We start from the raw sequence: 24,325 nt of genomic DNA, 5'->3' as shown, positions 1-24,325 counted from the left end.
TAGATTTTACCCACAATAAAGGCTTTATCTATTGTTTGATCTGTTGCAGACGTTGCCATTCGGCAATTGCGGCACTAGTTGCCGGTGAGGGGGACGTTTCGCTGGGGCCGGTGATCTGGGGACGCCCACGCTTGCGTTTCACAACTGTCGATAGAGCCTCCTTTGCTAGGTCTGCCAGCTCGAACTTATCTGGTTGCGTGTTCATCCGCTCACCACTGACCTCCATCAGGGCTTTGTAATACTGCTCTTCTCCTAGCCTATTGGGTTTTACCTTGTCAGGATGTGGCCCACGCCGCCGGTTCGTGGTCGGGCTGGCTGGCAAGCTGCGTGAGCGCACATCATCGCGCATGGTTTGCACTTCCTGCGCCATTTGCAGAACATGGCCAAGCCGCTTGTTATCAACAATGGCCCCCTGATTCACGGGCGCGAGGTGATCATTAATGCAGTATTCCAAAAGCTCACCCTCTGGCCCACGTAACTCAACCCGATCATCGCAATAGTGGTACACCGTGATTTCTCGACCGATCAGGCGGCGTTGGGCGGGGGTATCAAGCAACAGATATTGCACCTTGTCATACTGAGTAGTAAGCCGCTTGGATACCTGTCTCGGCTCCTTCCAGATCAGCGTGTGCTCCAGATCGTCCTGTGGGCCCAAGGGCCGATGCACATCCAGCTCATGTAAAGGGGCCTTACCGAAACGCTGGTTGTAATCAACGATGAAGCCCGGTAGCCATGCATTGGCATCGACAATCGAGCTGATCCCCGCCAATCTCAGCTCCTTCACCAATCTGTCTTGCAAGGTCAAGTGTGCTCGCTCTACACGGCCCTTGGCCGCACTGCTGTGTGCACAGAAGCCATCGATGTTGAGCTCGTTCAGAGCACGGGCAAACTGTGTTTGTCCCTCTCCGCGAGCTGACTTGTGATTGACCCTGAACACGCTGGCCTTGTCGCTGTAAAATGCCAGCGGCCTACCGTGAACGACCAGGTGATCACGCAGTGTGCCAAAGTAGGCGAAGGTAGACTCGGAATGTACAAAACGCAGAGCGGTGATCTGGCTGGTCGCATCGTCCACAAGCACGATGGCAGTACAGGCTGGCGCCCGATCTTCAAACCAGCGATGATCACAGCCGTCAATTTGGATAAGCTCACCAAAGCAGGCTCGCCGGTAGCGAGGTTGTTGGATCCTGGGGGGACGCTGCCGACGCGGCACCCACAACCCCAGCACGATCCTTCACCCCAACGGGAAGCTGATGATTACTGGGCTTGCCAATATGTTGTGAACGCAGCCCCGGTGGCCCGGATAACTTATACCGATCAACTAATCGGTAAATTTGGCGAACAGATAAGTCCAGCCGCTGAGCCCCGATGCTTGCCGTTAGATGGCCATCCACGATTGCTTGGATAGTCTTGAGCCGGTCGATCTCTCTCATGCTAAACCAGATCTCGTTGCGTCTCATCAGGGATGCCCTTGGCATGGTCGGTAACTAACCAGCTTAGCAACCCGGAGTGACACTTCAATTTGTCGTAAACATGACATTACTACTTAACGTTTACAAGAAAACCGCGCCTCTCCATTTTTTATGTTAAATGATATCCTGTTGATCTGGTGGTATATTCATGTCGTCCTCCACAGACATCATGACGGTGGGAGAGTCGTAATCCGATTTACTTTCGTAGAAGATGCCAACGAAAAATGAGAGATAACATTCGCGACAATAATATGTCAGAGGGTGATGGCAGCCAGGAATTGAAGAAAAGCGCCGCTCAAGAGAACGCCGAACGGCAGCGCCAGCACGTGAAGCGCAAGCAGGAAACCCACTGCCGGTTGCAATGCTGGATAAGCAATCGTCATGCAGAGCGGTTGGCCATGCTGGGGCAACAATTGGAAGACAGTCAGGCCTCCATCATCGAGCAGGCGATCGATCTGCTCTATCAGCACGAACTGCAACAAACGACCAACGCGCAGCAGAGCGATATTCCCGAGTCGGCAGACATGCTCGAATAGACGATGGTATCGTGCCGGCATGGTTGAAAAAGGAAGACAAAAAAAGCCAGGTACGAATTCCTTGTACCTGGCATAGGGGAATTGGCTCCTTGCAGAGCCGTGCGCTAACTGGTATGCGGATAGCCTTAAGCTTAGACAAGGCTCTAGGCATTTCAAGAACCGGATAAAAGTTCAACCAGAGTGGGGGTTTTTCAGACTCGAACAGGCGCTGTTTTTGCTCGAGCAACCCCACTCTCACGCATTGAACAGGTTGTTGTCCCGTACCAGCTCCCGGGGCAGGGCATTCTTGATGCGACTCCCCACCCATTTCCCCATGCCGAGCGGGTGCCCCTGGTAACGAACGATCACTTCCCCAGTCCCGGCATCCTGCTCTGGCCAGACATCTCGTCCCATCATGAATTCACGGGCATTGGCGGCATCCAGCTCGACGCATCCCTTGCTCGCCTCATGGCCGTAAGCCAGAGCCCATTCATGGGTCAATCGATATCCCTTCTTGAAGGTCTCAGCCAGCTTGATGCCGATGCGATCGAAACGCAGCTTCCCCTGTACCTGCTCGAAGGCGTGAGGGAAAAGCCAGATCTCGTCATTGCGGCCAAACAGTTGGCCATGGGGCACGATGCCAAAATTCCCTTCAATCTCCCGCAACATGGGGCTGGCCTCTTTCTCTGGCAGCGGCGAGAAGGGGAACTTGCCGAGCTTGCCCGGTTTGAACATGGTGTTGGGCACGGAGTGATGCTTGCGCAACCGGGCGACGAAAAAGCCCTCACTGTCGAAGATCTGGGGCCACACGTGCAGGTATCCCTCCGGCGTACAGGCTTTCTCCGCTCCCGGAAAGAGATCGGCCAACGAGTCAAAGCTGAAGGCATCACCGAACTTCTCTTGCAGTGACTGGCAGACGTCCTGGTTCTCTTGCAGGCTCAGGGTGCAAGTGGAGTAGACCAGTACGCCGCCAGGTTTGAGGGCGTGAAAAGCACTCTCCAGCAGGCCACGCTGCACTGCGGCAATCTCCTCGATGCTCTCCAGGCTCCAGTTGCGCAGCGCGTCTTCATCTTTTCGCACCGTCCCCTCGCCGGAGCAGGGGGCGTCGAGCAGGATGGCGTCGAAGGTTTCCGGCAGCCATTGGCCAAAGACCTTGGCATCGAAATGGGTCATACCGACGTTGGTCACACCGCAGCGCTGGATATTGGCGCTCAGCACTTTCAGCCTGCTGCTGGAAAACTCGTTGGCGATCAGCATGCCGCGGTTCTCCATGAGCGCCGCGATCTGGGTAGTCTTGGAGCCAGGGGCGGCGGCCGCGTCCAGCAACATGCCATCCCGTCTGGTTTGCTCACTGGCAAAGAGCGCCGTCACCGGCAACATGGAGCTCGCTTCCTGGATGTAGAAGAGGCCGCACAGATGCTCGGCCGTGTTGCCAAGGGGAACGCTCTCATCGCTGCGGGTGAGCCAGAAGCCGGTTTCACACCAGGGCACGGGATCCAGCTGCCAGCCAAGCGGCGCCATGCGGGCGACAAACTCGGATACCGTGATCTTGAGGGTGTTGACCCTGATGCTGCGCCGCAGCGGCTGCCGGCAACTCGCCACGAATGCCTCCATGGAGAGATGGGATGGCATGAACTCCGCAATATGACGCAGGAAGTGATCGGGGAGGTAGGTGTTGTCGTGCACGGCGCAATCTCGCTGACCCAAAATGAGGGGCGACATCTTACCACAGTGCGCGGCCCTTCTTGATGGGGGAGTCCATGAGGCCATAAAAAAACCGGCACAAGGCCGGTTTTTGACGAGCAGGGGAATAACTCAGGGCAAGATGCGGGGGCTCCACTCCAGCCACTCTTTTTCCGCCTTGGCATGGAGCGGATAACGATGGCCCGCCTTGACGGTCGCGCCCATCTCCCGCTCCGGCGTATTGAAGGCAATCCCGCCCGCCAGCAGGCTTTGCACCGTTTCGACCTCAATGGTGCCACCGGTCAGCCCGATATCGGCCTTGACCCCGGAGACATTCCAGAAGCGGCTGTTGGCGCGTATCAGATGGGCGTACTGTCCATCCACATTCACATCGATCAGCACCTCACTGCCATCCCGGGCCAGGGTCATGCCGGTGACGCTGCCCACCACCATCTTGCGAAACAGCAGGGGGCTGCCCACGCTGATGCCATCGACGGAGGGGCTCTTGAGGGTCAGGGCAAGACCGGCGGAGCCACTCTGGCTCAAGGGGAAGGTCTCCTTGCCAGCCCCCCGGCCCGGTGTCGCCTCCACAAAGGCCCCCTTGATCAGGGTATCGAGGTGGGCAACGCCCCCCAGCCCGACCTTGGCCTGCACCAGGGCGTAGCGCGCCCCGGATTGCAGGAAGCGCGCGGCATATTGCTCATTCAGCTCGGCCTTGAAGCTCACCTGGCCCAGGGTCGGATCCAGTTCCACCTGCTCCACCTTGCCGATGTCCACTCCGCGATAGCGGATGGGGCTGCCGACCCCGAGACCCGGGTTGTGATCTGCCGTGAGGGTGAGGGTGCGCACCTGGGAGCTTGCCTGCTCCTTGCTGTCAAAGAGCTGATGACTGCTGCGACCTGTCCCCAGCTTGTCGAATTCGATGGCACCACGCAGCAGGGTGGCGAGGTTTCCCATCTTGACCTGCACGCCGTCGAGCCGGATCTTGCCGTCGATGGCGGCCTTCTTCCAGAACTGAGGTTGCTGCTTGAGCAAAGGAGCATAGATGGCATCGATCTCCAGGGTGATGGCCACCCCGCGACCATCGGCATCCAGCGCCTTGACCTTGCCCGCTTCCAGTCCCAGGTAGAGGACGGGGGAGCCCACACCGATACCATCAGCCTGAGCGGCACGCAGCGTCCAGCTGACCGCTTTGGCATGGCGGCTCCCAAGCAGGGCCAGCTCCTGGCTGGGGTAGAGGCGGTCAATCCTGTCACCCTTCGCAGCCTGTACCAGCTTGATGCCCCCCGCCAACCAGGCACTGGCCGGGCTGGTCTCCACCTTGATACCGCTGAGGTCCGCCTCCACCTGCAAGGGGGCGGCGCGATAGAAGCGAGCCCGTTGCAACAGATGGCGATAACGCTCGTTCACCAGCAGCTCGACACTGGCATTGCCGCCGGCATCCAGGGTCAGTGCCCCGAGCTGACCTATCTGCAACCCCTTGAACCAGAGCGGAGCCCCTTCGCTCAAACCGGCGAGATCCTCTGCCTGCAGGGTCAGCTTGATGCCGCCGCGCTGTGCCTGGCTCTCCAGGGTCATGGTGTTGACCCGTTTACCGGGTTCATAGTCCAGACGAATGGCGGGCCCGGCCAGCAGGCGATCCGCATGCTTGATCCCGGCAGGGGAGAGAGAGACCGTCTCCCACACCAGGCGACTCTTGCCGGTCACCCGGAACGCCTGCTCGGGGTTGATGAGGGCCGTCACGCTTCGCCCCTGCTCGGTGAGGCGAATAGGGTCGACTCGTCCAATCTCGATGCCCTCATAGAGGATGGGCATCCCTTCCTTGATGGGCAGAGTCCCCGCCTGGATGGTGATGCGCTCACCCCGGGCGGCCTCGGCCAGCCCCTTGTAGAGGATGAAATTGACCCCCTTTTGCGCCACGGGAGAATCTTTGGGGGAGTCAAACGCAATGCCGCCGCTCAGGATGGAGGTGAGACTGCCCGCCTCCACACTGACGCCAGCCAGGCTGAAGGAGCCCTTGATGCCGCTGATGTTCCAGAAGCGGGTATCCGCCTTGACGAGGTGCTCGAAGCGCGGCTCGATCACCAGATCCAGGATCACGTTCTGGTTCTCTTCCCCAAGACGGGTGTTGATGACACTGCCCACCTCCAGCCCGCGGAAATAGATCTTGGCGCCGATGCCCACCGACCCCAGAGAATCGGCTGTCAGGTGCAGGGTGCGCCCTTGGGCCTGATAACCGGGGGGAGGGCCATCCAGGGCATCGAACTCATCCTCCAGCGGGTTGTTCTCCCGTCCGGGTTGCAGGTTGATGTAGTTGCCGGACACCAGGGTGTCCAGGCCGGAGATCTCGGTCAGTGACGCCTTCGGACTCACCAGCCAAAAGTCGGAGCCCTTGCGTATGAGGGAGCGGGCACGGCTGTCCACCTTGGCCAGCACCGCAATCTTGCGACCATCCTGTGCCAATTCCAGCTCCTGGACCACGCCGATGGCGACCCCCTGATAGCGCAACTGGGTCTTGCCCGGCAAGATACCGTTGCCCTGGGCAAAGTTGATGCGAATGAGTTGACCACTGCTCGTCCACTGCTGGTAGAGAAAGCCTCCCGCCAGCAAGAGGGCGATGAAGGGCAGCAACCAGACCGGTGATAACCAGCGGTGCTTCTCAATGACGGGCTCAGCCCCGACCATACCGACTCCTTACATTGGCTGTGATGCACAGCGCGTTCGACACAAAAAACATTAACGGGCCGCCTTGTCCCACAACAGGCGGGTATCGAGCATCCTGGCCGACATCATGGTGAGCACCACCACGCCGGCGAATGCCGTCGCCCCGGGGCCGGCACGCACGTTGAGCAGCACGCCGCGATCCACCAGAGCCACCATCAGCGAGATGACGAACAGGTCCAGCATGGACCAGCGTCCGATGAAATCGATGATGCGGTACATGACAAGCTGGCGTTTTCGGCGCACCGGCTTGCTGCGCTGCAACTGCCAGCAGATCCAGCCAAGGCCCAGGATCTTGCCGATGGGCACGATGATGCTCGCGGTCAGTACTATGGTGGCGATGCCGGACATCTTGCTGCGATAGAGCGCCATGATACCGCTGAAAATGGTATCGGACTGCAATAATCCCTTGTTGTAAAAGTGGGTGATGGGCAACAGGTTCGCAGGCAACAACATGAAGGTGGCCAGCGCCAGCAGGCCCCATGACCAGGCGAGGGAATGGGGGATGCGCATCTGCAAGGGAGTGTGACAACGAGGGCAGCTCATGCCGTGTTGATGGCGCACCAGCAACCCGCAGGTATGGCAGCGGCAAAGCCCCAGTTCACGGGCGCTGATCGGGGACATGGTCCGGCTCCCGGGAAGCATGTTGCAGCGGAATCCGCTCCCAGTAAGGGGCAGGATCAAAGAGGATCAGCAGCGTCATGTTGAGCAGCATCAGACAACCCAGGCTCAGCAGACCGCCTCCCAGGCGCACGTCGGCGATGTCGATAAGCTTGAACAGGGCGACCAGCAGGCTGACGATGTACACCTCCAGCATGGCCCAGTGACGAAATACCTCGACCGCTTTGAGGGTCCACGCCAGCAGATGCCAGCGCTTGGCCAGGCCGGAGGCGAGGGCAAAGATCCCGAGCAGCAGCCCTGTCGGCGCCAGCACGGCGCACCAGAGCACCAGTGTTGCGACCCAGAGCTCGCTCTCGGCATACAGCATCATAATTCCCTTGATCAGGTTGGCGTCCGAGTTCACACCCGCCAGACGAAGATAGATCAAAGGCTCAAAAAACGCGGAAGGCAGCAACAGGAATCCGGTGATGGTCAGCGCCATCAACTGGGAAGGGCGAAAGGCATAGCGCCCATACAGATGCTGATGACAGCGGGGGCAATGGGCGTGACGGCGCAGCGGCAGCAACTTGCGTTCGATCAGCAAGTCACAGGCCGGACAGACAATCACCGAGTGCGGATCCGACATACGATTCAACCTGTTGAAGGAATTGATGAAATTTACCTTAAAACGCCTGCCCTGTCTTGCCGCGCTGCACAGCCCCCTTTGAAAAGACGTGTTTTCCGCTGTGAACTGGCCGCCGCCAGCCAAGCAGGGGCTGGCGATGCATGACGACATGCTGAGGGTATTTGCAATACTGTATATACGTACATATACTTGCGATCACTATCATCAGGAGGGCGCCGCGATGGCCGTTGAGATCAAGTATGTTGTGGTACGTGGGGGAGTGGAGAAGATGACCTTTGCCAGCAAGAAAGAGGCGGATGCCTATGACAAACTGCTGGACACCGCCGATGAGCTGATGACACTGCTGGCGGGCGCGCCGGTCGCGCTTGCACCGGAACAGCAGGAGAGTCTGGCCTTTTATCTGGCCGAGCAGCGGGATCAGTTGCAGCAGGTATTGCGCGGTGGAAAAGGGCAGGGGAATTCCCCCAAAGAAGACAAGCAGGATACTGAACAGCCAAAGGGGAAGCCCCTGAAGAGCGTGGCTTGAGACGAAAGGGCGGGGAAGGGGATGTGAGGCAGAAGCCGCTCTCTCATTCATGAAAAGTGCAACTTAAGCCATTGTCACGACTATTTTCCCCGAAAATTTTCCAACCACACCGCATATTTATTGAATATGCCGATTGCTCGTCATCATGGGGTATCACAGCAAGATGCCTCAGGTCGTTGCCCCCAAGGCGCACTGCAAGCCCTGATGCCGATAACCCCATTTATCGGCATCAGGGGGGCGCGGCCCCGTTCAAAACATTCAACCGACATCACACACCATCATGACTCAGCCAGCACTTCCACCCGCCATGCCGCTGTTCGATAGCGTGGACCACCTTGAGGCGGGCAATCCCCAGGTCAACCAGTACCTCGCCACCCTGAGTCTTGGCAAGGTCCCCGACGCGGGGATCGTCTATGAGCTGGCCGTCGACTGGCTGCTGGAGCAGCGCCACAGCGAAAACAACTACAAGACCTATCGCAGTGAGCTCACCACTTTTTTGCACTGGTGTTTTTGCGAGGTGGCCATCAGCCCCAGGGATCTCACCAGGCGCATCATGATGCGCTATCTCGACTATTGCCAGGCACCACCGTCCGGACTGATTGCCTACCGCAACGTCGCCCAGTTCGTGCTCGACAAGGAGTGGGGGGAACGGTTGCCAAACCCCCTGTGGCGTCCGTTTCTTGGCAAGCGGGAACTGGGCCGGGAGCTGCCGTATCGACTGAGTGAGCAGGCGATGAAGACAAAACTCGCCATTTTGTCCGCCTTCTTCCAGTTTCTCATCCAGGAGGAGTACATGGATCGCAATCCGGCTCTCCTGCTGCAGCGGGTTAAACGTGCGGGCCCCCAAGAGGCTGGTGAAGACGCGCAATCCTTCACCGAACTGCAATGGTCCTATGTGATGCAAGCCGCCGAGCAGCTCGCTGTCGAATGCCCGGCCCAACATGAGCGCAGCCGCTTTCTCATCTGTCTGATGTATGCCTGTTATCTGCGGATTTCCGAGGTGGCGGCCAGGCCGGGTTTCAGCCCCGTCATGGGCCAGTTTCGACGTGACGCCAAAACGGGCGTCTGGGGTTATGACATTCCCCGCAGCAAAGGCGGTAAACGTCGCACCGTGGCCGTTTCTCAGGCTCTGCTCGAAGCCCTGGCTCGCTATCGTACCTTTCTTGGCCTTTCGCCACTGCCGGCCCCCGGAGAGCAGACCCCGCTGTTCGTACGCCACAAGGCGGCGGCCCATGGCCGCGAACAAGGCGAACTCAATGCCAATCTGGGTATCCGCCAGCTACGAGACCTGGTAATGGCGGTATTTGAACAGGCCGCAAGCCTTGCCGAACAAGATGGTTTTGATCAGGATGCTGCTGAAATGCGAACCCTGACGCCGCACTCCATTCGTCACACCGGCATCACCCATGACATCAATCTGCACGGACGGCCTTTATCCCACGTACAAGCCGATGCGGGACACGACAGCATCGACACCACCTCCAAGTACCTGCATACCGGTAACCGGGAACGTCACGAGAGTGCCAGCCGCAAGCCGCTGGATCACTTGCTCGACCAGGACCGAACATATGATTGATAACCAGTGGTGAACAAATAAAGCTGCACTCATAACCAAGATGTTGGACCTAAAGGCAATCCTTGATTGACCATTCCCTGGGACTCATAAAACACGACACTGCGCATAATGTCCTGTGGTTATGTTTAGCGCTGCCTCCCTGCTAGTCTGCGCAGCAGCAGGGAGCCCCGCAGGGGGCGTTGAATATAACCTGCATTGTGCGCGACCGCATGAAACCACCCTTTAAGTAACCGTTACCTTTTCCGTCCGAATAAAGCCTCTGTGAGAGGTGTGCTCGCCTTTCTGGAGGGGGTTGGGGTGCACACGCCTGGGGCGATGCCGAAGGCGCGCCCAGGGCGGGGGCGCCCGGGCCCCCCCGAGTCGGCGAAGCCACGAACTCTAACTGTGGCTTTGACTCCGAGAGCCGGACGCAGCAGCGGGCCATTCTTTTAGGTTTTTCAATGGGTTATCGCATTAAAGGCGGGCTTTAGCTTTGCTTGTCCATTTTCTCGTTGTGCGAGATGAGTACCCAGCCTCGAATGAGCTTCCTGAGGGCTGCCCTGTCTTCCTGGGGGAGTTCGTCTATTGCCTTGGTCAAAAAGTCCATGGTCTTTGATGATTCGCCATAGACGATCTCTTCCAGCGATACGCCTAAGGCCGCCGCTATCGGGATGAGTGTCTTGATCTGAGGGTTATCTTGTTCACCGCTTTCCAACCTCGACAACTGCGACTTCGAGATACCGGCTATTTCAGCCAACTGCTGCTGGCTTAAGTTTGCGGCATCACGCATGCGCCTGATGTTGTGCCCTATGCGCTCCATTACGGTTCCTTTTGATCTCACGTATGCAGATTTTACCCCACTTAGTTGCGTGCATGCTTATGCGGTTGTATATTTGGGTTCATATGATTGCATGGATGGCCCTATGTACGACTTCTGGGAAATACATATCCCCTTCAAGACTCAGTTCTGCACCGTGCAGCGCGTTGGCGCTGGTGCTGCTGACATCGTGGGAGTTGTTGACCTGGAAGAGTGTGGGCGCCGTGGACTACAGCTGGGCTCGAAGAGAGTCGACTTTTCAATTGACCCGGAGGGGAAACTCCATGATCTGTACCATCCCTGGGAGTCAGTCCCTTCGAGCTTCACTGACATTACCTGTAAGCTCCATCAGGCCCAGCTCAATAGAAGTTGGCCTTGCTTTGCTATCAAAGGGTCACCGGCTAAGTTGCTACAGGGCCACAACGTCTACGGGCCAGACTGTGCTGCTACTGGCATCCTCGAACTTATCGCGGCTTTCACTCGAGCCTTGCCCGGAATCGCTGAGATGCTCGATTTCGGCTCTGCTCACATCCGCCGCGTTGACTGTACCTACAGCATCCAACTTCCCGATGCCGAGACCATGGCTAACTGCCTAACGGCTATTGGTCAGCTCTCACACCGTCATTTGCGTCCCTCCAAAGAGTCCGATTACGCCTCGACTATCTACTTCAACCGCCGCACATCAGAGATGCAGGACGCTGGTCGGGCTCATGTGCTTGTCGTCTACGCGAAAGACCATGAGATGGAGAAGCAGCTCAAGAGTCTCCAGGCGGCTGCCCGCAAAGAGAAGACCAGCCGTTATAACTCCGTCATCAAGTCCATGCAGTCCCCCGAACTCCAGCAATTCGCCCAGCACCGTCTCCGGTTTGAGGGCAGGGGATATACCCGTTGGTTTGAGAAGAACAAGATCCCCCGCAACGTGTGGCAGTTCCTTGCCTGGGTGGCCGACTTCGAGAAGCGCGAGGGTATGAAGTTCTGTGAGTGGGCTTGGCGCAACATGTTCACCGACATGATGACCGCTCTGGGTGACAGCAAGGTCCACCTCACACAAGACCTTGAGGTGCAGCGCAAGCTCCGCATTTCTTATGGAAGGTGTAAACAGTTTTCAAACGATGATGGCTCTGTGACTGAGAAGTGGAACTTCACACGGGCCGACCGGTTGATGATGTTCTATCGCCTGCTGGCAACCGAAGGGTGGGACAAAACCAAGCGTCTAACCGCTTCCAGTTCGTTCTATGACAGCGTCAAAGCGCTCCTCGATATCGGCCTGACCAAGGCCCAGCTCCAGAACCTGCGCAACAAGAAAACCGCCAAGCTCCTGCACCTCATCAAGATGGACTTCGCCGACCAGCGGCCTGCGGGCTACGTCGAACCGGTGGGGACCGTGCTCGACACCCAGGGCGACATGAGCACCCTTGGCAACATGTGCGGCAAGGACTTCGTGCAGAAGCTCGGCCAGTCCCGTGAACAGCTCATTGCCGCCGAGGTCGCCAAGCTCTCCGGCCAGCCGCTCGACGTTGCCCGTTACTGCGTTTCCCACTTGGTCGCCGGTCGTCCCATCCGCCTCAATGGCGAACTGGGCGGGGCAGGGGGTGAGCAAATCCATCTGGCCGTGTTCGACGATGGCACCTGGGAACTCGTTCGCGGCAACGTCAACGAGTACCGGCAGGAGCACAACCTCCCCGAACCTGAGCAGCGCCCGCAGTACGACGACGACGAACTGCTGGCCGACTTCGCCGACTACCTGGGGGCCGCTCCCAATCCTGAATTCGATGCCCGGTCATACGCCGATGCAGAGCACCGCAAGCTCTCCATCATCCTTGATGGCCTGCGGGCCGAGCTGTATGACGCCGAGCAAGACCCCGACCAAATCGCCAAGGCCGTTGGCCTTCGTGGACGAATCAGCCTTACCAAGCAGCGTTTAGACCGGCTTTGGTATTGGGTACATAAGGCCACCGACTCTCGGGGCCGCAACATCAGCAGAGAGGAAGAGATATGTCAGGAATGAGCAAGGTTTTCCACGTGCTCCAGGTGCGTTTCGGTCGCATGGAAGAGCAGGGTAAAGAGTCCTTTGACTGGGCCAATGTCCACGTAGTCGAGGATGAAGTCCAGTTCGATAGCGGTTTCGCTGGGGTCGATATCGGCAAGTTCCCGGTCGATACCGCCGACGGCAATAAGCTGGCCAAAGAGATCCATGCAGCCGCTCGCAATGGTGGCGTTCTGCCGGGTCTTATCGAGCTGACCTTCTCGCCGCAGATCTCCCTCAAGCAGACCAAGCTCTTGGTCACCGGCTGGAAACCGGTAGGCCAACCCGCTCATGCAAAGAGTGCTTGAACCCTAAGCCCCTGCTCCAGGTGAAGGGCAGGAAGCTCAACCAACCGTAAGGAGACATCACCATGAAAACTACCATTCTGAACCTGAAACGCGCCGCCGCTGGTCTGGCTGTTGCAGCCGTGGCTTCCCCGTCCTTCGCTGCTGTTCCTGCGGATGTGACCACCGCCCTGACCGATGCCGCAACTGATGGCGCTGCTGTGGCAACCCTCGGCCTCCTGGTCGTGATTGCCATCGCTGCCATCAAATATCTGCGCGGCGCCAAGTAACGTAACAGTTACTTTAATAACGGGGGTCTTATGGCATTCCAATACAATGGGGCTTGCTATGAGACCCCCGAATCTTTTTTGCAGGCGGTCGCCGCTAATTCGCAGGGAGTTACCCTTCATGACGGCATACCCATCGCTTATTCGAGCGTTGTCCAGGGTAACACCATTATTACGACGACTACGCAGGGAACTTCAGTATCGTTCGCTCCTACACAGATTGAATGCCAGCTTATTGATATGGCTGATTCCGCGGTACTTTCAGGTCTTGTTGTCCTTGCGTGGGCGGCGTCGTGGGCGCTGGTAGTGCTTAGAAATGGAGTTGACCAAGGCGGATACGGGGGAGGGCAATAACATGACCATCTATGCGATGTATTTAACAGCGGCAATACTCGGCTCTGCTGCAATTATATTTTGGGGGCTTAAATGAAACGCCTATTAATTGCCGCACTTTTTATTAGCCCATCCGTATTTGCTTCATATACCACGATGACCATTGAGGGTGTAAAACAGTCAAATGGCGTTTGGACAACAGCGGGCGTGATGGACACTCAGGGTTTTGTACGCACCACTGGCGCCGTTACCGTTCATGGTACAACCCGCAATCTACCTGTTGCAATGGCTGCCGATACTTTGGCTCTCGGCACTGCTGTAAAGGGCGCGGCTAAGGCTTTAGGCCCCATCGCCCTCGCTGCCACTGCTTATGACCTTTATCAGTTTTTCAATGATAACGGCATAGAATCACAGGGCAATAATTGGACAATTCCCGTTGCCTATGATGACCCCTCTACAATTACCGGTTATTTTCAGTCCCCTAATGGCACTTCCTGCGCCGGTGCTGGTAATAATGCATCCTTGAGTTGTCTATGGGGGAATTCCAATGCGTATAAACAGTATCTTGCAGGCGACCCGAAATGGGAGGTTGTATGTACCCCTGTCACGCTAGGTACATATTGCGTTCTAAGGTTGAAAACTGGCGGCAATCAACTTACGACCACCCTTTATACTTATGGCTGCAATGCCTCAACTGCATCACTTGTTTCATGTGCTGCCCATCCCCCTGCACAAAACACGGATTGGGATGGTCTCCCCGCCCTAACCATTCCTTTAATTATTTCTGGCCTCGCGAATATTCCATCATTGAAAGATTACCCAATACCATTCAAATCCGTTTCCTTTACACCCTATTCCGAGTGGTTGGGAGACCCTTATTTCAAGGATGGCCAGTGGTGGCGAGATCGCATGGATGTTTCTCCATCTTCTACATCTGGCCAGCCTACTCGCGTTCGCGTTGATATTGGCCCGGTCAAGCTTGAGGGGCAGACTGACCCAACTGTAAAGCCTGATGACACCCCTGCAAGCGAAAATACACAGCCAAAAGAACAGACCAAGTTCTGCGATGACAACCCTTTCTCGATTGCCTGTCAGGAAATGGGTAACCCCGAAGAGGTCGAACCTATCGAGCCTGATGAAAAGCAATTCCAGCTCGATACCAACCAATCTTGGGGCGCTTCCAATGGCGCGTGTCCTGCCAGTCCTTCCGTTACCTTGTTCACCGGCAAGGTGATCACCTTTGATTACCAGCCAACTTGCGACTTTCTCGCCTTGTTACGTCCCATCATCATCGCGTTCGCTTTGATGACTGCCATCTTCATTGCGCTTGGGAGAACTGACTGATGCCTATTGCTGCTTGGTTGATGTCCATTTCTGGTCCCCTGGTCATGCGTGTACTCGCACAGCTCGGGATCGGCATTGTGACTTTCTTGGGGGTCGAGGCTGGGGTAACAGCTGCGTTGTCTCATGCGCAATCTGTTTACTTGGGTGCGCCGTCTGTGGTGCTCCAGTTCCTGGCTATCGCTGGTGTTAACTCTGCTTTGGGCATCTTGGCCGGTGGTGTTACCGCTCGCCTGACGTTCATGGCCATGAAGAGGTTCCAACTCAAATGATCACGCTTATTACTGGTGTTCCCGGGGCAGGGAAGACGCTCTACTGTGTCAGTCAGATACTGCTTCCTGAGTCGAAGACCGACCGACCTATCTTTGTGGATGGCATCCCTGACCTGCTTCCTCGTCATGAGGTAGCGCCTGACGTACTGGACTGGCCGACTTGGGCTCCCCAGGGGGCGCACATCTTCATTGATGAGGTCCAGCGCGTCTGGCGCCCTGAGTCTGCTGGTAAGCTCCCGCATCCGTCGATTGCAGAGCTTGAGACTCACCGGCACCGCGGCCTCGACTTCACCATCATGACCCAGCATCCGAGTCTGGTTCATGCCAACGTGCGTCGCCTGGTAGGGAAGCACATCCACGTTCGCCGTACTGCGCTAGGGGTGAAGGTCTACGAGTACAGCGAGTGCCAGGCACAGCCCGACACAGCATGGCGCAATGCGATGACCAAGTTTTCTTGGAAGCATCCAAAGGACGCTTTCGACCTTTACAAGTCGGCCAGCTTGCACGTCAAGGTGAAATACCGCATTCCTGGTTCGGTTAAGGTCTTGGCCTTCTGCGTTCTGGCCATTGGTGGGCTTTCTTACTACATGTATAACCGGCTCTGGTCAGCCACCCACAAAGATGAAACACCGGCGCTTGTCCAAGCAGCAGGGCAGGGGGCTCAAGTTCTTTCTGGTATGCAGCCCGTGTCAGGCGCAGCGCCTATCTCAGCACCTGTACCGGTGGAGGAGGTGGACCCCAGGGAAGCGTTCGTTCCACGTGTTTATGGGGAACCTTGGACAGCACCGGCATATGACCGCATGAGGGTAGTGCGCAATATGCCCAGAGTAGTGGCCTGTGTGGCATCTGAGACGAAATGCGCTTGCTACACGGAGCAGATGACGGTGATCCAGATGACCGACTCCCAGTGTCGGGAACGGCTTGATGGGGGCGGCGTGTATGATCCTTACAACGAAAAGCCAGCCATCAGTGGTTCAGGTGGTGGTGAACGTTCAACGCCACTGGAGCAGGCAACTCAGGAATCCTGACCTGTTATCTCTGATGCCGATAAATAGGGTTATCGGCATTAAGTAACTGTTACTTTACCTTGCACATTTCTTGGCCTGAACTACAGTTAAGTAACAGTTACTTAATGGAGTGATGAACATGGCCAAGCAAAAGGAAGTGCAGCTCGAACTCGCCGTCAGTCGCGCCCCGGGGCGTCCTTGCATTGGGGATGCGCCGCTTACCCCAGCAGAGAAGCAACGCCGCTACCGTGAGCGCCAAAAGTTGAAAATCGTAACGGTTACCGAAACTCAGTCATCAGGTGGTATCCATCTTTCCTTTCACCCAAAAACAGAATTACCGGATCCCGGCCGCAGCGTTGTTGTACGTTACCGCGACCATACACGTTCCTGGTACAACTGGGGCACTTCTTCCGAGATGCTCATTGCCATTCTCAAGGTAAAGCCTTCTCAGTGGCACACTAGGGAGGAGTTGACCCGCTCAAAAGAGCTTGTTGTCGATTGGGCTTATGTCCCTGACGTTCTTCCTTACCCTGAACTCGACTCTGCTTTTGGTGGTGATGCTCTCAAGGGAGGGAAATAACATGTTCATCCGTATGCTGCTCACGTTCATTGCTTCTTTTGCGCTTCTGATGCTCCTGGCCGCCAGCAAACTTGGCTTTGGTCTCTGGGCCATTGTCCTAGTTGTCTGCTTGTCGCCGTTCATCTGCCTGGGTGTCGTGACACTCATCGCTTACTTCGCCGAGTGGACAGATGGCCTTGAGCGTAGAAGGCCATTGCCAAGGCCAAGGCCCGTAAATCTACCCATTTCGGCGCTTGACCGCGGTTGTGGCGGTACTACTTTTAAGTAACCGTTACTTAAGTGGTGCATTTATGAATTTACTTTTGCTACGCATGGGGGTTAAGGCCCGTTACATGATCTCTGATATGTCAGAGTCTGTTCGTGAAGATGAAGTCATGAAACTCGCCTTGTCGTATCTGTTTGATATGACTAATGGTTTTGAGGTTTTTCGTCGACCATCTGAGGCTTTGCCGCTGCTTGACTCCTTAATCACTCCCCGTGAGTTACAGCGCTGGTCTTGCGAGGGTTCTGATGGTGTGCTTGTGTTCGAGCTTCTTGTTAGCTTTGTGTCTTCATATCAAACCAGTTCTCTGATGCGTGAGTTCATGACTATCCAGGTTGATGATGTCTATGGTCACGAGCGGCCGTAGGCCATGGCGAGTATAAGGCGGCTCTACTGCAGTAGATTGTCGTGACGTAGGTGGGCCCGCCGAAACTTGTTTGAGATCCTGCTGTGATGCAGGTTCAACTCCTTTCCCTGCAAAACCGGCTTTTGAGGCTTTCCGGCCCTGAGGTAGGCAAATGCCTTAGCACGCCCGGGAACGTCCAGCACGGCCCGATTCAGCGGCCTATGCGACCGCGCATAATGTCCTGTGGTTATGTTTAGCGCTGCCTCCCTGCTAGTCTGCGCAGCAGCAGGGAGCCCCGCAGGGGGCGTTGAATATAACCTGCATTGTGCGCGACCGCATGAAACCACCCTTTAAGTAACCGTTACCTTTTCCGTCCGAATAAAGCCTCTGTGAGAGGTGTGCTCGCCTTTCTGGAGGGGGTTGGGGTGCACACGCCTGGGGCGATGCCGAAGGCGCGCCCAGGGCGGGGGCGCCCGGGCCCCCCCGAGTCGGCGAAGCCACGAACTCTAACTGTGGCTTTGACTCCGAGAGCCGGACGCAGCAGCGGGCCATTCTTTTAGGTTTTTCAATGGGTTATCGCATTAAAGGCGGGCTTTAGCTTTGCTTGTCCATTTTCTCGTTGTGCGAGATGAGTACCCAGCCTCGAATGAGCTTCCTGAGGGCTGCCCTGTCTTCCTGGGGGAGTTCGTCTATTGCCTTGGTCAAAAAGTCCATGGTCTTTGATGATTCGCCATAGACGATCTCTTCCAGCGATACGCCTAAGGCCGCCGCTATCGGGATGAGTGTCTTGATCTGAGGGTTATCTTGTTCACCGCTTTCCAACCTCGACAACTGCGACTTCGAGATACCGGCTATTTCAGCCAACTGCTGCTGGCTTAAGTTTGCGGCATCACGCATGCGCCTGATGTTGTGCCCTATGCGCTCCATTACGGTTCCTTTTGATCTCACGTATGCAGATTTTACCCCACTTAGTTGCGTGCATGCTTATGCGGTTGTATATTTGGGTTCATATGATTGCATGGATGGCCCTATGTACGACTTCTGGGAAATACATATCCCCTTCAAGACTCAGTTCTGCACCGTGCAGCGCGTTGGCGCTGGTGCTGCTGACATCGTGGGAGTTGTTGACCTGGAAGAGTGTGGGCGCCGTGGACTACAGCTGGGCTCGAAGAGAGTCGACTTTTCAATTGACCCGGAGGGGAAACTCCATGATCTGTACCATCCCTGGGAGTCAGTCCCTTCGAGCTTCACTGACATTACCTGTAAGCTCCATCAGGCCCAGCTCAATAGAAGTTGGCCTTGCTTTGCTATCAAAGGGTCACCGGCTAAGTTGCTACAGGGCCACAACGTCTACGGGCCAGACTGTGCTGCTACTGGCATCCTCGAACTTATCGCGGCTTTCACTCGAGCCTTGCCCGGAATCGCTGAGATGCTCGATTTCGGCTCTGCTCACATCCGCCGCGTTGACTGTACCTACAGCATCCAACTTCCCGATGCCGAGACCATGGCTAACTGCCTAACGGCTATTGGTCAGCTCTCACACCGTCATTTGCGTCCCTCCAAAGAGTCCGATTACGCCTCGACTATCTACTTCAACCGCCGCACATCAGAGATGCAGGACGCTGGTCGGGCTCATGTGCTTGTCGTCTACGCGAAAGACCATGAGATGGAGAAGCAGCTCAAGAGTCTCCAGGCGGCTGCCCGCAAAGAGAAGACCAGCCGTTATAACTCCGTCATCAAGTCCATGCAGTCCCCCGAACTCCAGCAATTCGCCCAGCACCGTCTCCGGTTTGAGGGCAGGGGATATACCCGTTGGTTTGAGAAGAACAAGATCCCCCGCAACGTGTGGCAGTTCCTTGCCTGGGTGGCCGACTTCGAGAAGCGCGAGGGTATGAAGTTCTGTGAGTGGGCTTGGCGCAACATGTTCACCGACATGATGACCGCTCTGGGTGACAGCAAGGTCCACCTCACACAAGACCTTGAGGTGCAGCGCAAGCTCCGCATTTCTTATGGAAGGTGTAAACAGTTTTCAAACGATGATGGCTCTGTGACTGAGAAGTGGAACTTCACACGGGCCGACCGGTTGATGATGTTCTATCGCCTGCTGGCAACCGAAGGGTGGGACAAAACCAAGCGTCTAACCGCTTCCAGTTCGTTCTATGACAGCGTCAAAGCGCTCCTCGATATCGGCCTGACCAAGGCCCAGCTCCAGAACCTGCGCAACAAGAAAACCGCCAAGCTCCTGCACCTCATCAAGATGGACTTCGCCGACCAGCGGCCTGCGGGCTACGTCGAACCGGTGGGGACCGTGCTCGACACCCAGGGCGACATGAGCACCCTTGGCAACATGTGCGGCAAGGACTTCGTGCAGAAGCTCGGCCAGTCCCGTGAACAGCTCATTGCCGCCGAGGTCGCCAAGCTCTCCGGCCAGCCGCTCGACGTTGCCCGTTACTGCGTTTCCCACTTGGTCGCCGGTCGTCCCATCCGCCTCAATGGCGAACTGGGCGGGGCAGGGGGTGAGCAAATCCATCTGGCCGTGTTCGACGATGGCACCTGGGAACTCGTTCGCGGCAACGTCAACGAGTACCGGCAGGAGCACAACCTCCCCGAACCTGAGCAGCGCCCGCAGTACGACGACGACGAACTGCTGGCCGACTTCGCCGACTACCTGGGGGCCGCTCCCAATCCTGAATTCGATGCCCGGTCATACGCCGATGCAGAGCACCGCAAGCTCTCCATCATCCTTGATGGCCTGCGGGCCGAGCTGTATGACGCCGAGCAAGACCCCGACCAAATCGCCAAGGCCGTTGGCCTTCGTGGACGAATCAGCCTTACCAAGCAGCGTTTAGACCGGCTTTGGTATTGGGTACATAAGGCCACCGACTCTCGGGGCCGCAACATCAGCAGAGAGGAAGAGATATGTCAGGAATGAGCAAGGTTTTCCACGTGCTCCAGGTGCGTTTCGGTCGCATGGAAGAGCAGGGTAAAGAGTCCTTTGACTGGGCCAATGTCCACGTAGTCGAGGATGAAGTCCAGTTCGATAGCGGTTTCGCTGGGGTCGATATCGGCAAGTTCCCGGTCGATACCGCCGACGGCAATAAGCTGGCCAAAGAGATCCATGCAGCCGCTCGCAATGGTGGCGTTCTGCCGGGTCTTATCGAGCTGACCTTCTCGCCGCAGATCTCCCTCAAGCAGACCAAGCTCTTGGTCACCGGCTGGAAACCGGTAGGCCAACCCGCTCATGCAAAGAGTGCTTGAACCCTAAGCCCCTGCTCCAGGTGAAGGGCAGGAAGCTCAACCAACCGTAAGGAGACATCACCATGAAAACTACCATTCTGAACCTGAAACGCGCCGCCGCTGGTCTGGCTGTTGCAGCCGTGGCTTCCCCGTCCTTCGCTGCTGTTCCTGCGGATGTGACCACCGCCCTGACCGATGCCGCAACTGATGGCGCTGCTGTGGCAACCCTCGGCCTCCTGGTCGTGATTGCCATCGCTGCCATCAAATATCTGCGCGGCGCCAAGTAACGTAACAGTTACTTTAATAACGGGGGTCTTATGGCATTCCAATACAATGGGGCTTGCTATGAGACCCCCGAATCTTTTTTGCAGGCGGTCGCCGCTAATTCGCAGGGAGTTACCCTTCATGACGGCATACCCATCGCTTATTCGAGCGTTGTCCAGGGTAACACCATTATTACGACGACTACGCAGGGAACTTCAGTATCGTTCGCTCCTACACAGATTGAATGCCAGCTTATTGATATGGCTGATTCCGCGGTACTTTCAGGTCTTGTTGTCCTTGCGTGGGCGGCGTCGTGGGCGCTGGTAGTGCTTAGAAATGGAGTTGACCAAGGCGGATACGGGGGAGGGCAATAACATGACCATCTATGCGATGTATTTAACAGCGGCAATACTCGGCTCTGCTGCAATTATATTTTGGGGGCTTAAATGAAACGCCTATTAATTGCCGCACTTTTTATTAGCCCATCCGTATTTGCTTCATATACCACGATGACCATTGAGGGTGTAAAACAGTCAAATGGCGTTTGGACAACAGCGGGCGTGATGGACACTCAGGGTTTTGTACGCACCACTGGCGCCGTTACCGTTCATGGTACAACCCGCAATCTACCTGTTGCAATGGCTGCCGATACTTTGGCTCTCGGCACTGCTGTAAAGGGCGCGGCTAAGGCTTTAGGCCCCATCGCCCTCGCTGCCACTGCTTATGACCTTTATCAGTTTTTCAATGATAACGGCATAGAATCACAGGGCAATAATTGGACAATTCCCGTTGCCTATGATGACCCCTCTACAATTACCGGTTATTTTCAGTCCCCTAATGGCACTTCCTGCGCCGGTGCTGGTAATAATGCATCCTTGAGTTGTCTATGGGGGAATTCCAATGCGTATAAACAGTATCTTGCAGGCGACCCGAAATGGGAGGTTGTATGTACCCCTGTCACGCTAGGTACATATTGCGTTCTAAGGTTGAAAACTGGCGGCAATCAACTTACGACCACCCTTTATACTTATGGCTGCAATGCCTCAACTGCATCACTTGTTTCATGTGCTGCCCATCCCCCTGCACAAAACACGGATTGGGATGGTCTCCCCGCCCTAACCATTCCTTTAATTATTTCTGGCCTCGCGAATATTCCATCATTGAAAGATTACCCAATACCATTCAAATCCGTTTCCTTTACACCCTATTCCGAGTGGTTGGGAGACCCTTATTTCAAGGATGGCCAGTGGTGGCGAGATCGCATGGATGTTTCTCCATCTTCTACATCTGGCCAGCCTACTCGCGTTCGCGTTGATATTGGCCCGGTCAAGCTTGAGGGGCAGACTGACCCAACTGTAAAGCCTGATGACACCCCTGCAAGCGAAAATACACAGCCAAAAGAACAGACCAAGTTCTGCGATGACAACCCTTTCTCGATTGCCTGTCAGGAAATGGGTAACCCCGAAGAGGTCGAACCTATCGAGCCTGATGAAAAGCAATTCCAGCTCGATACCAACCAATCTTGGGGCGCTTCCAATGGCGCGTGTCCTGCCAGTCCTTCCGTTACCTTGTTCACCGGCAAGGTGATCACCTTTGATTACCAGCCAACTTGCGACTTTCTCGCCTTGTTACGTCCCATCATCATCGCGTTCGCTTTGATGACTGCCATCTTCATTGCGCTTGGGAGAACTGACTGATGCCTATTGCTGCTTGGTTGATGTCCATTTCTGGTCCCCTGGTCATGCGTGTACTCGCACAGCTCGGGATCGGCATTGTGACTTTCTTGGGGGTCGAGGCTGGGGTAACAGCTGCGTTGTCTCATGCGCAATCTGTTTACTTGGGTGCGCCGTCTGTGGTGCTCCAGTTCCTGGCTATCGCTGGTGTTAACTCTGCTTTGGGCATCTTGGCCGGTGGTGTTACCGCTCGCCTGACGTTCATGGCCATGAAGAGGTTCCAACTCAAATGATCACGCTTATTACTGGTGTTCCCGGGGCAGGGAAGACGCTCTACTGTGTCAGTCAGATACTGCTTCCTGAGTCGAAGACCGACCGACCTATCTTTGTGGATGGCATCCCTGACCTGCTTCCTCGTCATGAGGTAGCGCCTGACGTACTGGACTGGCCGACTTGGGCTCCCCAGGGGGCGCACATCTTCATTGATGAGGTCCAGCGCGTCTGGCGCCCTGAGTCTGCTGGTAAGCTCCCGCATCCGTCGATTGCAGAGCTTGAGACTCACCGGCACCGCGGCCTCGACTTCACCATCATGACCCAGCATCCGAGTCTGGTTCATGCCAACGTGCGTCGCCTGGTAGGGAAGCACATCCACGTTCGCCGTACTGCGCTAGGGGTGAAGGTCTACGAGTACAGCGAGTGCCAGGCACAGCCCGACACAGCATGGCGCAATGCGATGACCAAGTTTTCTTGGAAGCATCCAAAGGACGCTTTCGACCTTTACAAGTCGGCCAGCTTGCACGTCAAGGTGAAATACCGCATTCCTGGTTCGGTTAAGGTCTTGGCCTTCTGCGTTCTGGCCATTGGTGGGCTTTCTTACTACATGTATAACCGGCTCTGGTCAGCCACCCACAAAGATGAAACACCGGCGCTTGTCCAAGCAGCAGGGCAGGGGGCTCAAGTTCTTTCTGGTATGCAGCCCGTGTCAGGCGCAGCGCCTATCTCAGCACCTGTACCGGTGGAGGAGGTGGACCCCAGGGAAGCGTTCGTTCCACGTGTTTATGGGGAACCTTGGACAGCACCGGCATATGACCGCATGAGGGTAGTGCGCAATATGCCCAGAGTAGTGGCCTGTGTGGCATCTGAGACGAAATGCGCTTGCTACACGGAGCAGATGACGGTGATCCAGATGACCGACTCCCAGTGTCGGGAACGGCTTGATGGGGGCGGCGTGTATGATCCTTACAACGAAAAGCCAGCCATCAGTGGTTCAGGTGGTGGTGAACGTTCAACGCCACTGGAGCAGGCAACTCAGGAATCCTGACCTGTTATCTCTGATGCCGATAAATAGGGTTATCGGCATTAAGTAACTGTTACTTTACCTTGCACATTTCTTGGCCTGAACTACAGTTAAGTAACAGTTACTTAATGGAGTGATGAACATGGCCAAGCAAAAGGAAGTGCAGCTCGAACTCGCCGTCAGTCGCGCCCCGGGGCGTCCTTGCATTGGGGATGCGCCGCTTACCCCAGCAGAGAAGCAACGCCGCTACCGTGAGCGCCAAAAGTTGAAAATCGTAACGGTTACCGAAACTCAGTCATCAGGTGGTATCCATCTTTCCTTTCACCCAAAAACAGAATTACCGGATCCCGGCCGCAGCGTTGTTGTACGTTACCGCGACCATACACGTTCCTGGTACAACTGGGGCACTTCTTCCGAGATGCTCATTGCCATTCTCAAGGTAAAGCCTTCTCAGTGGCACACTAGGGAGGAGTTGACCCGCTCAAAAGAGCTTGTTGTCGATTGGGCTTATGTCCCTGACGTTCTTCCTTACCCTGAACTCGACTCTGCTTTTGGTGGTGATGCTCTCAAGGGAGGGAAATAAC

Annotated in this window: 27 protein-coding genes; 19 read left to right on the top strand and 8 right to left on the bottom strand. The window is 56.2% G+C overall.

Annotated elements, in window-relative coordinates:
• Positions 1–28 precede the first annotated feature (28 nt).
• Together I6L48_RS14155 and I6L48_RS20975 are read right to left on the bottom strand one after the other, a co-directional pair.
• Positions 29–1,225 carry an ISNCY family transposase gene (locus I6L48_RS14155; RefSeq protein WP_216987358.1) on the bottom strand — a complete coding sequence of 399 codons (1,197 nt, stop codon included), beginning with the start codon at positions 1,223–1,225 and terminating at the stop codon, positions 29–31.
• The gene (locus tag I6L48_RS20975; protein WP_216987357.1) at positions 1,146–1,430 is read right to left on the bottom strand and encodes a helix-turn-helix domain-containing protein; all 285 of its coding nucleotides are present in this window, start codon (positions 1,428–1,430) and stop codon (positions 1,146–1,148) included. Before I6L48_RS20975 ends, I6L48_RS14155 begins: the two co-directional genes overlap by 80 nt.
• 290 nt (positions 1,431–1,720) lie before the next feature.
• On the opposite strand from I6L48_RS20975, the gene I6L48_RS14145 reads away from it, so the two are divergent.
• Positions 1,721–2,005, top strand: a complete 285-nt coding sequence (locus tag I6L48_RS14145; RefSeq protein ID WP_113070258.1) for a RepB family protein — start codon at positions 1,721–1,723, stop codon at positions 2,003–2,005.
• Between the two features lie 234 nt (positions 2,006–2,239).
• Here the strand turns inward: I6L48_RS14145 and rsmF are convergent, their stop codons facing one another.
• From rsmF to I6L48_RS14125, 4 genes are all read right to left on the bottom strand, one after another.
• Positions 2,240–3,670 (bottom strand): 16S rRNA (cytosine(1407)-C(5))-methyltransferase RsmF, encoded by a 1,431-nt coding sequence (rsmF, locus tag I6L48_RS14140; protein WP_216988077.1) that lies wholly within the window; start codon positions 3,668–3,670, stop codon positions 2,240–2,242.
• A gap of 129 nt (positions 3,671–3,799) precedes the next feature.
• Positions 3,800–6,352, bottom strand: coding sequence for an MlaD family protein (locus I6L48_RS14135; protein WP_216987356.1), 2,553 nt, complete (start codon positions 6,350–6,352; stop codon positions 3,800–3,802).
• A 51-nt stretch (positions 6,353–6,403) separates the two neighbouring features.
• Positions 6,404–7,012, bottom strand: a complete 609-nt coding sequence (locus I6L48_RS14130; protein WP_010674753.1) for a paraquat-inducible protein A — start codon at positions 7,010–7,012, stop codon at positions 6,404–6,406.
• Complete coding sequence (locus I6L48_RS14125; protein ID WP_010674754.1) at positions 6,990–7,634, bottom strand: paraquat-inducible protein A; 645 nt, start codon at positions 7,632–7,634, stop codon at positions 6,990–6,992. The genes I6L48_RS14130 and I6L48_RS14125 overlap by 23 nt, the downstream gene beginning before the upstream one ends.
• 220 nt (positions 7,635–7,854) lie before the next feature.
• Between I6L48_RS14125 and I6L48_RS14120 the strand changes: the two genes are divergently transcribed.
• Both I6L48_RS14120 and I6L48_RS14115 read left to right on the top strand, forming a co-directional pair.
• The gene (locus tag I6L48_RS14120) at positions 7,855–8,160 is read left to right on the top strand and encodes a YebG family protein (protein ID WP_216987355.1); all 306 of its coding nucleotides are present in this window, start codon (positions 7,855–7,857) and stop codon (positions 8,158–8,160) included.
• Positions 8,161–8,440: 280 nt separating this feature from the next.
• Positions 8,441–9,736, top strand: coding sequence for a site-specific integrase (locus tag I6L48_RS14115; RefSeq protein ID WP_216987354.1), 1,296 nt, complete (start codon positions 8,441–8,443; stop codon positions 9,734–9,736).
• 466 nt (positions 9,737–10,202) lie between these two features.
• Here the strand turns inward: I6L48_RS14115 and I6L48_RS14110 are convergent, their stop codons facing one another.
• Complete coding sequence (locus I6L48_RS14110; protein ID WP_216987353.1) at positions 10,203–10,535, bottom strand: helix-turn-helix domain-containing protein; 333 nt, start codon at positions 10,533–10,535, stop codon at positions 10,203–10,205.
• Between the two features lie 103 nt (positions 10,536–10,638).
• Between I6L48_RS14110 and I6L48_RS14105 the strand changes: the two genes are divergently transcribed.
• The 9 genes from I6L48_RS14105 (at position 10,639) to I6L48_RS14065 (ending at position 17,291) form a co-directional block, all read left to right on the top strand.
• The gene (locus I6L48_RS14105; RefSeq protein ID WP_216987352.1) at positions 10,639–12,540 is read left to right on the top strand and encodes a phage/plasmid replication protein, II/X family; all 1,902 of its coding nucleotides are present in this window, start codon (positions 10,639–10,641) and stop codon (positions 12,538–12,540) included.
• Positions 12,537–12,866: a hypothetical protein gene (locus I6L48_RS14100; protein ID WP_216987351.1), complete on the top strand. Its 330-nt coding sequence runs from the start codon at positions 12,537–12,539 to the stop codon at positions 12,864–12,866. The genes I6L48_RS14105 and I6L48_RS14100 overlap by 4 nt, the downstream gene beginning before the upstream one ends.
• A gap of 62 nt (positions 12,867–12,928) precedes the next feature.
• Complete coding sequence (locus I6L48_RS14095) at positions 12,929–13,132, top strand: major capsid protein (RefSeq protein ID WP_216987350.1); 204 nt, start codon at positions 12,929–12,931, stop codon at positions 13,130–13,132.
• Between the two features lie 423 nt (positions 13,133–13,555).
• Positions 13,556–14,806 (top strand): virulence factor TspB C-terminal domain-related protein, encoded by a 1,251-nt coding sequence (locus I6L48_RS14090; RefSeq protein WP_216987349.1) that lies wholly within the window; start codon positions 13,556–13,558, stop codon positions 14,804–14,806.
• Complete coding sequence (locus tag I6L48_RS14085) at positions 14,806–15,075, top strand: DUF2523 family protein (protein ID WP_216987348.1); 270 nt, start codon at positions 14,806–14,808, stop codon at positions 15,073–15,075. Before I6L48_RS14090 ends, I6L48_RS14085 begins: the two co-directional genes overlap by 1 nt.
• Positions 15,072–16,103 carry a zonular occludens toxin domain-containing protein gene (locus I6L48_RS14080; protein ID WP_216987347.1) on the top strand — a complete coding sequence of 344 codons (1,032 nt, stop codon included), beginning with the start codon at positions 15,072–15,074 and terminating at the stop codon, positions 16,101–16,103. The genes I6L48_RS14085 and I6L48_RS14080 overlap by 4 nt, the downstream gene beginning before the upstream one ends.
• Positions 16,104–16,221: 118 nt before the next feature.
• Positions 16,222–16,662, top strand: a complete 441-nt coding sequence (locus tag I6L48_RS14075; RefSeq protein WP_216987346.1) for a hypothetical protein — start codon at positions 16,222–16,224, stop codon at positions 16,660–16,662.
• A 1-nt stretch (position 16,663) separates the two neighbouring features.
• Positions 16,664–16,930 (top strand): hypothetical protein, encoded by a 267-nt coding sequence (locus tag I6L48_RS14070; protein ID WP_216987345.1) that lies wholly within the window; start codon positions 16,664–16,666, stop codon positions 16,928–16,930.
• A 22-nt stretch (positions 16,931–16,952) separates the two neighbouring features.
• Positions 16,953–17,291, top strand: a complete 339-nt coding sequence (locus tag I6L48_RS14065; RefSeq protein WP_216987344.1) for a hypothetical protein — start codon at positions 16,953–16,955, stop codon at positions 17,289–17,291.
• Positions 17,292–17,864: 573 nt separating this feature from the next.
• Here I6L48_RS14065 and I6L48_RS14060 read toward each other — a convergent pair.
• A complete protein-coding gene (locus I6L48_RS14060) occupies positions 17,865–18,197 on the bottom strand; it encodes a helix-turn-helix domain-containing protein (protein WP_216987353.1) in 333 nt (110 codons plus the stop codon).
• A 103-nt stretch (positions 18,198–18,300) separates the two neighbouring features.
• Here I6L48_RS14060 and I6L48_RS14055 point away from each other — a divergent pair, with 103 nt between their 5' ends.
• The 7 genes from I6L48_RS14055 (at position 18,301) to I6L48_RS14025 (ending at position 24,324) form a co-directional block, all read left to right on the top strand.
• A complete protein-coding gene (locus I6L48_RS14055; RefSeq protein ID WP_216987352.1) occupies positions 18,301–20,202 on the top strand; it encodes a phage/plasmid replication protein, II/X family in 1,902 nt (633 codons plus the stop codon).
• On the top strand, positions 20,199–20,528 hold the full coding sequence (locus tag I6L48_RS14050) for a hypothetical protein (protein WP_216987351.1): 330 nt from the start codon (positions 20,199–20,201) through the stop codon (positions 20,526–20,528). The genes I6L48_RS14055 and I6L48_RS14050 overlap by 4 nt, the downstream gene beginning before the upstream one ends.
• A gap of 62 nt (positions 20,529–20,590) precedes the next feature.
• On the top strand, positions 20,591–20,794 hold the full coding sequence (locus I6L48_RS14045) for a major capsid protein (protein ID WP_216987350.1): 204 nt from the start codon (positions 20,591–20,593) through the stop codon (positions 20,792–20,794).
• Between the two features lie 423 nt (positions 20,795–21,217).
• Positions 21,218–22,468 (top strand): virulence factor TspB C-terminal domain-related protein, encoded by a 1,251-nt coding sequence (locus I6L48_RS14040; protein WP_216987349.1) that lies wholly within the window; start codon positions 21,218–21,220, stop codon positions 22,466–22,468.
• Positions 22,468–22,737 carry a DUF2523 family protein gene (locus I6L48_RS14035; protein WP_216987348.1) on the top strand — a complete coding sequence of 90 codons (270 nt, stop codon included), beginning with the start codon at positions 22,468–22,470 and terminating at the stop codon, positions 22,735–22,737. Before I6L48_RS14040 ends, I6L48_RS14035 begins: the two co-directional genes overlap by 1 nt.
• Positions 22,734–23,765, top strand: a complete 1,032-nt coding sequence (locus I6L48_RS14030) for a zonular occludens toxin domain-containing protein (protein WP_216987347.1) — start codon at positions 22,734–22,736, stop codon at positions 23,763–23,765. Before I6L48_RS14035 ends, I6L48_RS14030 begins: the two co-directional genes overlap by 4 nt.
• Before the next feature lie 118 nt (positions 23,766–23,883).
• The gene (locus I6L48_RS14025; RefSeq protein WP_216987346.1) at positions 23,884–24,324 is read left to right on the top strand and encodes a hypothetical protein; all 441 of its coding nucleotides are present in this window, start codon (positions 23,884–23,886) and stop codon (positions 24,322–24,324) included.
• Position 24,325: the final 1 nt, after the last annotated feature.

The sequence above is a fragment of the Aeromonas sp. FDAARGOS 1418 genome (assembly GCF_019048585.1).
GTDB classification, from domain to species: domain Bacteria; phylum Pseudomonadota; class Gammaproteobacteria; order Enterobacterales; family Aeromonadaceae; genus Aeromonas; species Aeromonas caviae.
Note: the sequence above shows the minus strand (reverse complement) of the source record. Positions and strands in the feature narration are given on the sequence as shown.

Coding starts and splice junctions, on each gene's coding strand:
- I6L48_RS14065 (WP_216987344.1), top strand. CDS start 16,953: ATGAATTTACTTTTGCTACGCATGGGGGTTAAGGCCCGTTACATGATC.
- I6L48_RS14075 (WP_216987346.1), top strand. CDS start 16,222: ATGGCCAAGCAAAAGGAAGTGCAGCTCGAACTCGCCGTCAGTCGCGCC.
- I6L48_RS20975 (WP_216987357.1), bottom strand. CDS start 1,430: ATGAGAGAGATCGACCGGCTCAAGACTATCCAAGCAATCGTGGATGGC.
- I6L48_RS14110 (WP_216987353.1), bottom strand. CDS start 10,535: ATGGAGCGCATAGGGCACAACATCAGGCGCATGCGTGATGCCGCAAAC.
- I6L48_RS14040 (WP_216987349.1), top strand. CDS start 21,218: ATGAAACGCCTATTAATTGCCGCACTTTTTATTAGCCCATCCGTATTT.
- I6L48_RS14120 (WP_216987355.1), top strand. CDS start 7,855: ATGGCCGTTGAGATCAAGTATGTTGTGGTACGTGGGGGAGTGGAGAAG.
- I6L48_RS14070 (WP_216987345.1), top strand. CDS start 16,664: ATGTTCATCCGTATGCTGCTCACGTTCATTGCTTCTTTTGCGCTTCTG.
- I6L48_RS14090 (WP_216987349.1), top strand. CDS start 13,556: ATGAAACGCCTATTAATTGCCGCACTTTTTATTAGCCCATCCGTATTT.
- I6L48_RS14125 (WP_010674754.1), bottom strand. CDS start 7,634: ATGTCGGATCCGCACTCGGTGATTGTCTGTCCGGCCTGTGACTTGCTG.
- I6L48_RS14130 (WP_010674753.1), bottom strand. CDS start 7,012: ATGTCCCCGATCAGCGCCCGTGAACTGGGGCTTTGCCGCTGCCATACC.
- I6L48_RS14030 (WP_216987347.1), top strand. CDS start 22,734: ATGATCACGCTTATTACTGGTGTTCCCGGGGCAGGGAAGACGCTCTAC.
- I6L48_RS14085 (WP_216987348.1), top strand. CDS start 14,806: ATGCCTATTGCTGCTTGGTTGATGTCCATTTCTGGTCCCCTGGTCATG.
- I6L48_RS14035 (WP_216987348.1), top strand. CDS start 22,468: ATGCCTATTGCTGCTTGGTTGATGTCCATTTCTGGTCCCCTGGTCATG.
- I6L48_RS14115 (WP_216987354.1), top strand. CDS start 8,441: ATGACTCAGCCAGCACTTCCACCCGCCATGCCGCTGTTCGATAGCGTG.
- I6L48_RS14105 (WP_216987352.1), top strand. CDS start 10,639: ATGTACGACTTCTGGGAAATACATATCCCCTTCAAGACTCAGTTCTGC.
- I6L48_RS14145 (WP_113070258.1), top strand. CDS start 1,721: ATGTCAGAGGGTGATGGCAGCCAGGAATTGAAGAAAAGCGCCGCTCAA.
- I6L48_RS14050 (WP_216987351.1), top strand. CDS start 20,199: ATGAGCAAGGTTTTCCACGTGCTCCAGGTGCGTTTCGGTCGCATGGAA.
- I6L48_RS14045 (WP_216987350.1), top strand. CDS start 20,591: ATGAAAACTACCATTCTGAACCTGAAACGCGCCGCCGCTGGTCTGGCT.
- I6L48_RS14025 (WP_216987346.1), top strand. CDS start 23,884: ATGGCCAAGCAAAAGGAAGTGCAGCTCGAACTCGCCGTCAGTCGCGCC.
- I6L48_RS14060 (WP_216987353.1), bottom strand. CDS start 18,197: ATGGAGCGCATAGGGCACAACATCAGGCGCATGCGTGATGCCGCAAAC.
- I6L48_RS14095 (WP_216987350.1), top strand. CDS start 12,929: ATGAAAACTACCATTCTGAACCTGAAACGCGCCGCCGCTGGTCTGGCT.
- I6L48_RS14055 (WP_216987352.1), top strand. CDS start 18,301: ATGTACGACTTCTGGGAAATACATATCCCCTTCAAGACTCAGTTCTGC.
- I6L48_RS14080 (WP_216987347.1), top strand. CDS start 15,072: ATGATCACGCTTATTACTGGTGTTCCCGGGGCAGGGAAGACGCTCTAC.
- I6L48_RS14135 (WP_216987356.1), bottom strand. CDS start 6,352: ATGGTCGGGGCTGAGCCCGTCATTGAGAAGCACCGCTGGTTATCACCG.
- I6L48_RS14100 (WP_216987351.1), top strand. CDS start 12,537: ATGAGCAAGGTTTTCCACGTGCTCCAGGTGCGTTTCGGTCGCATGGAA.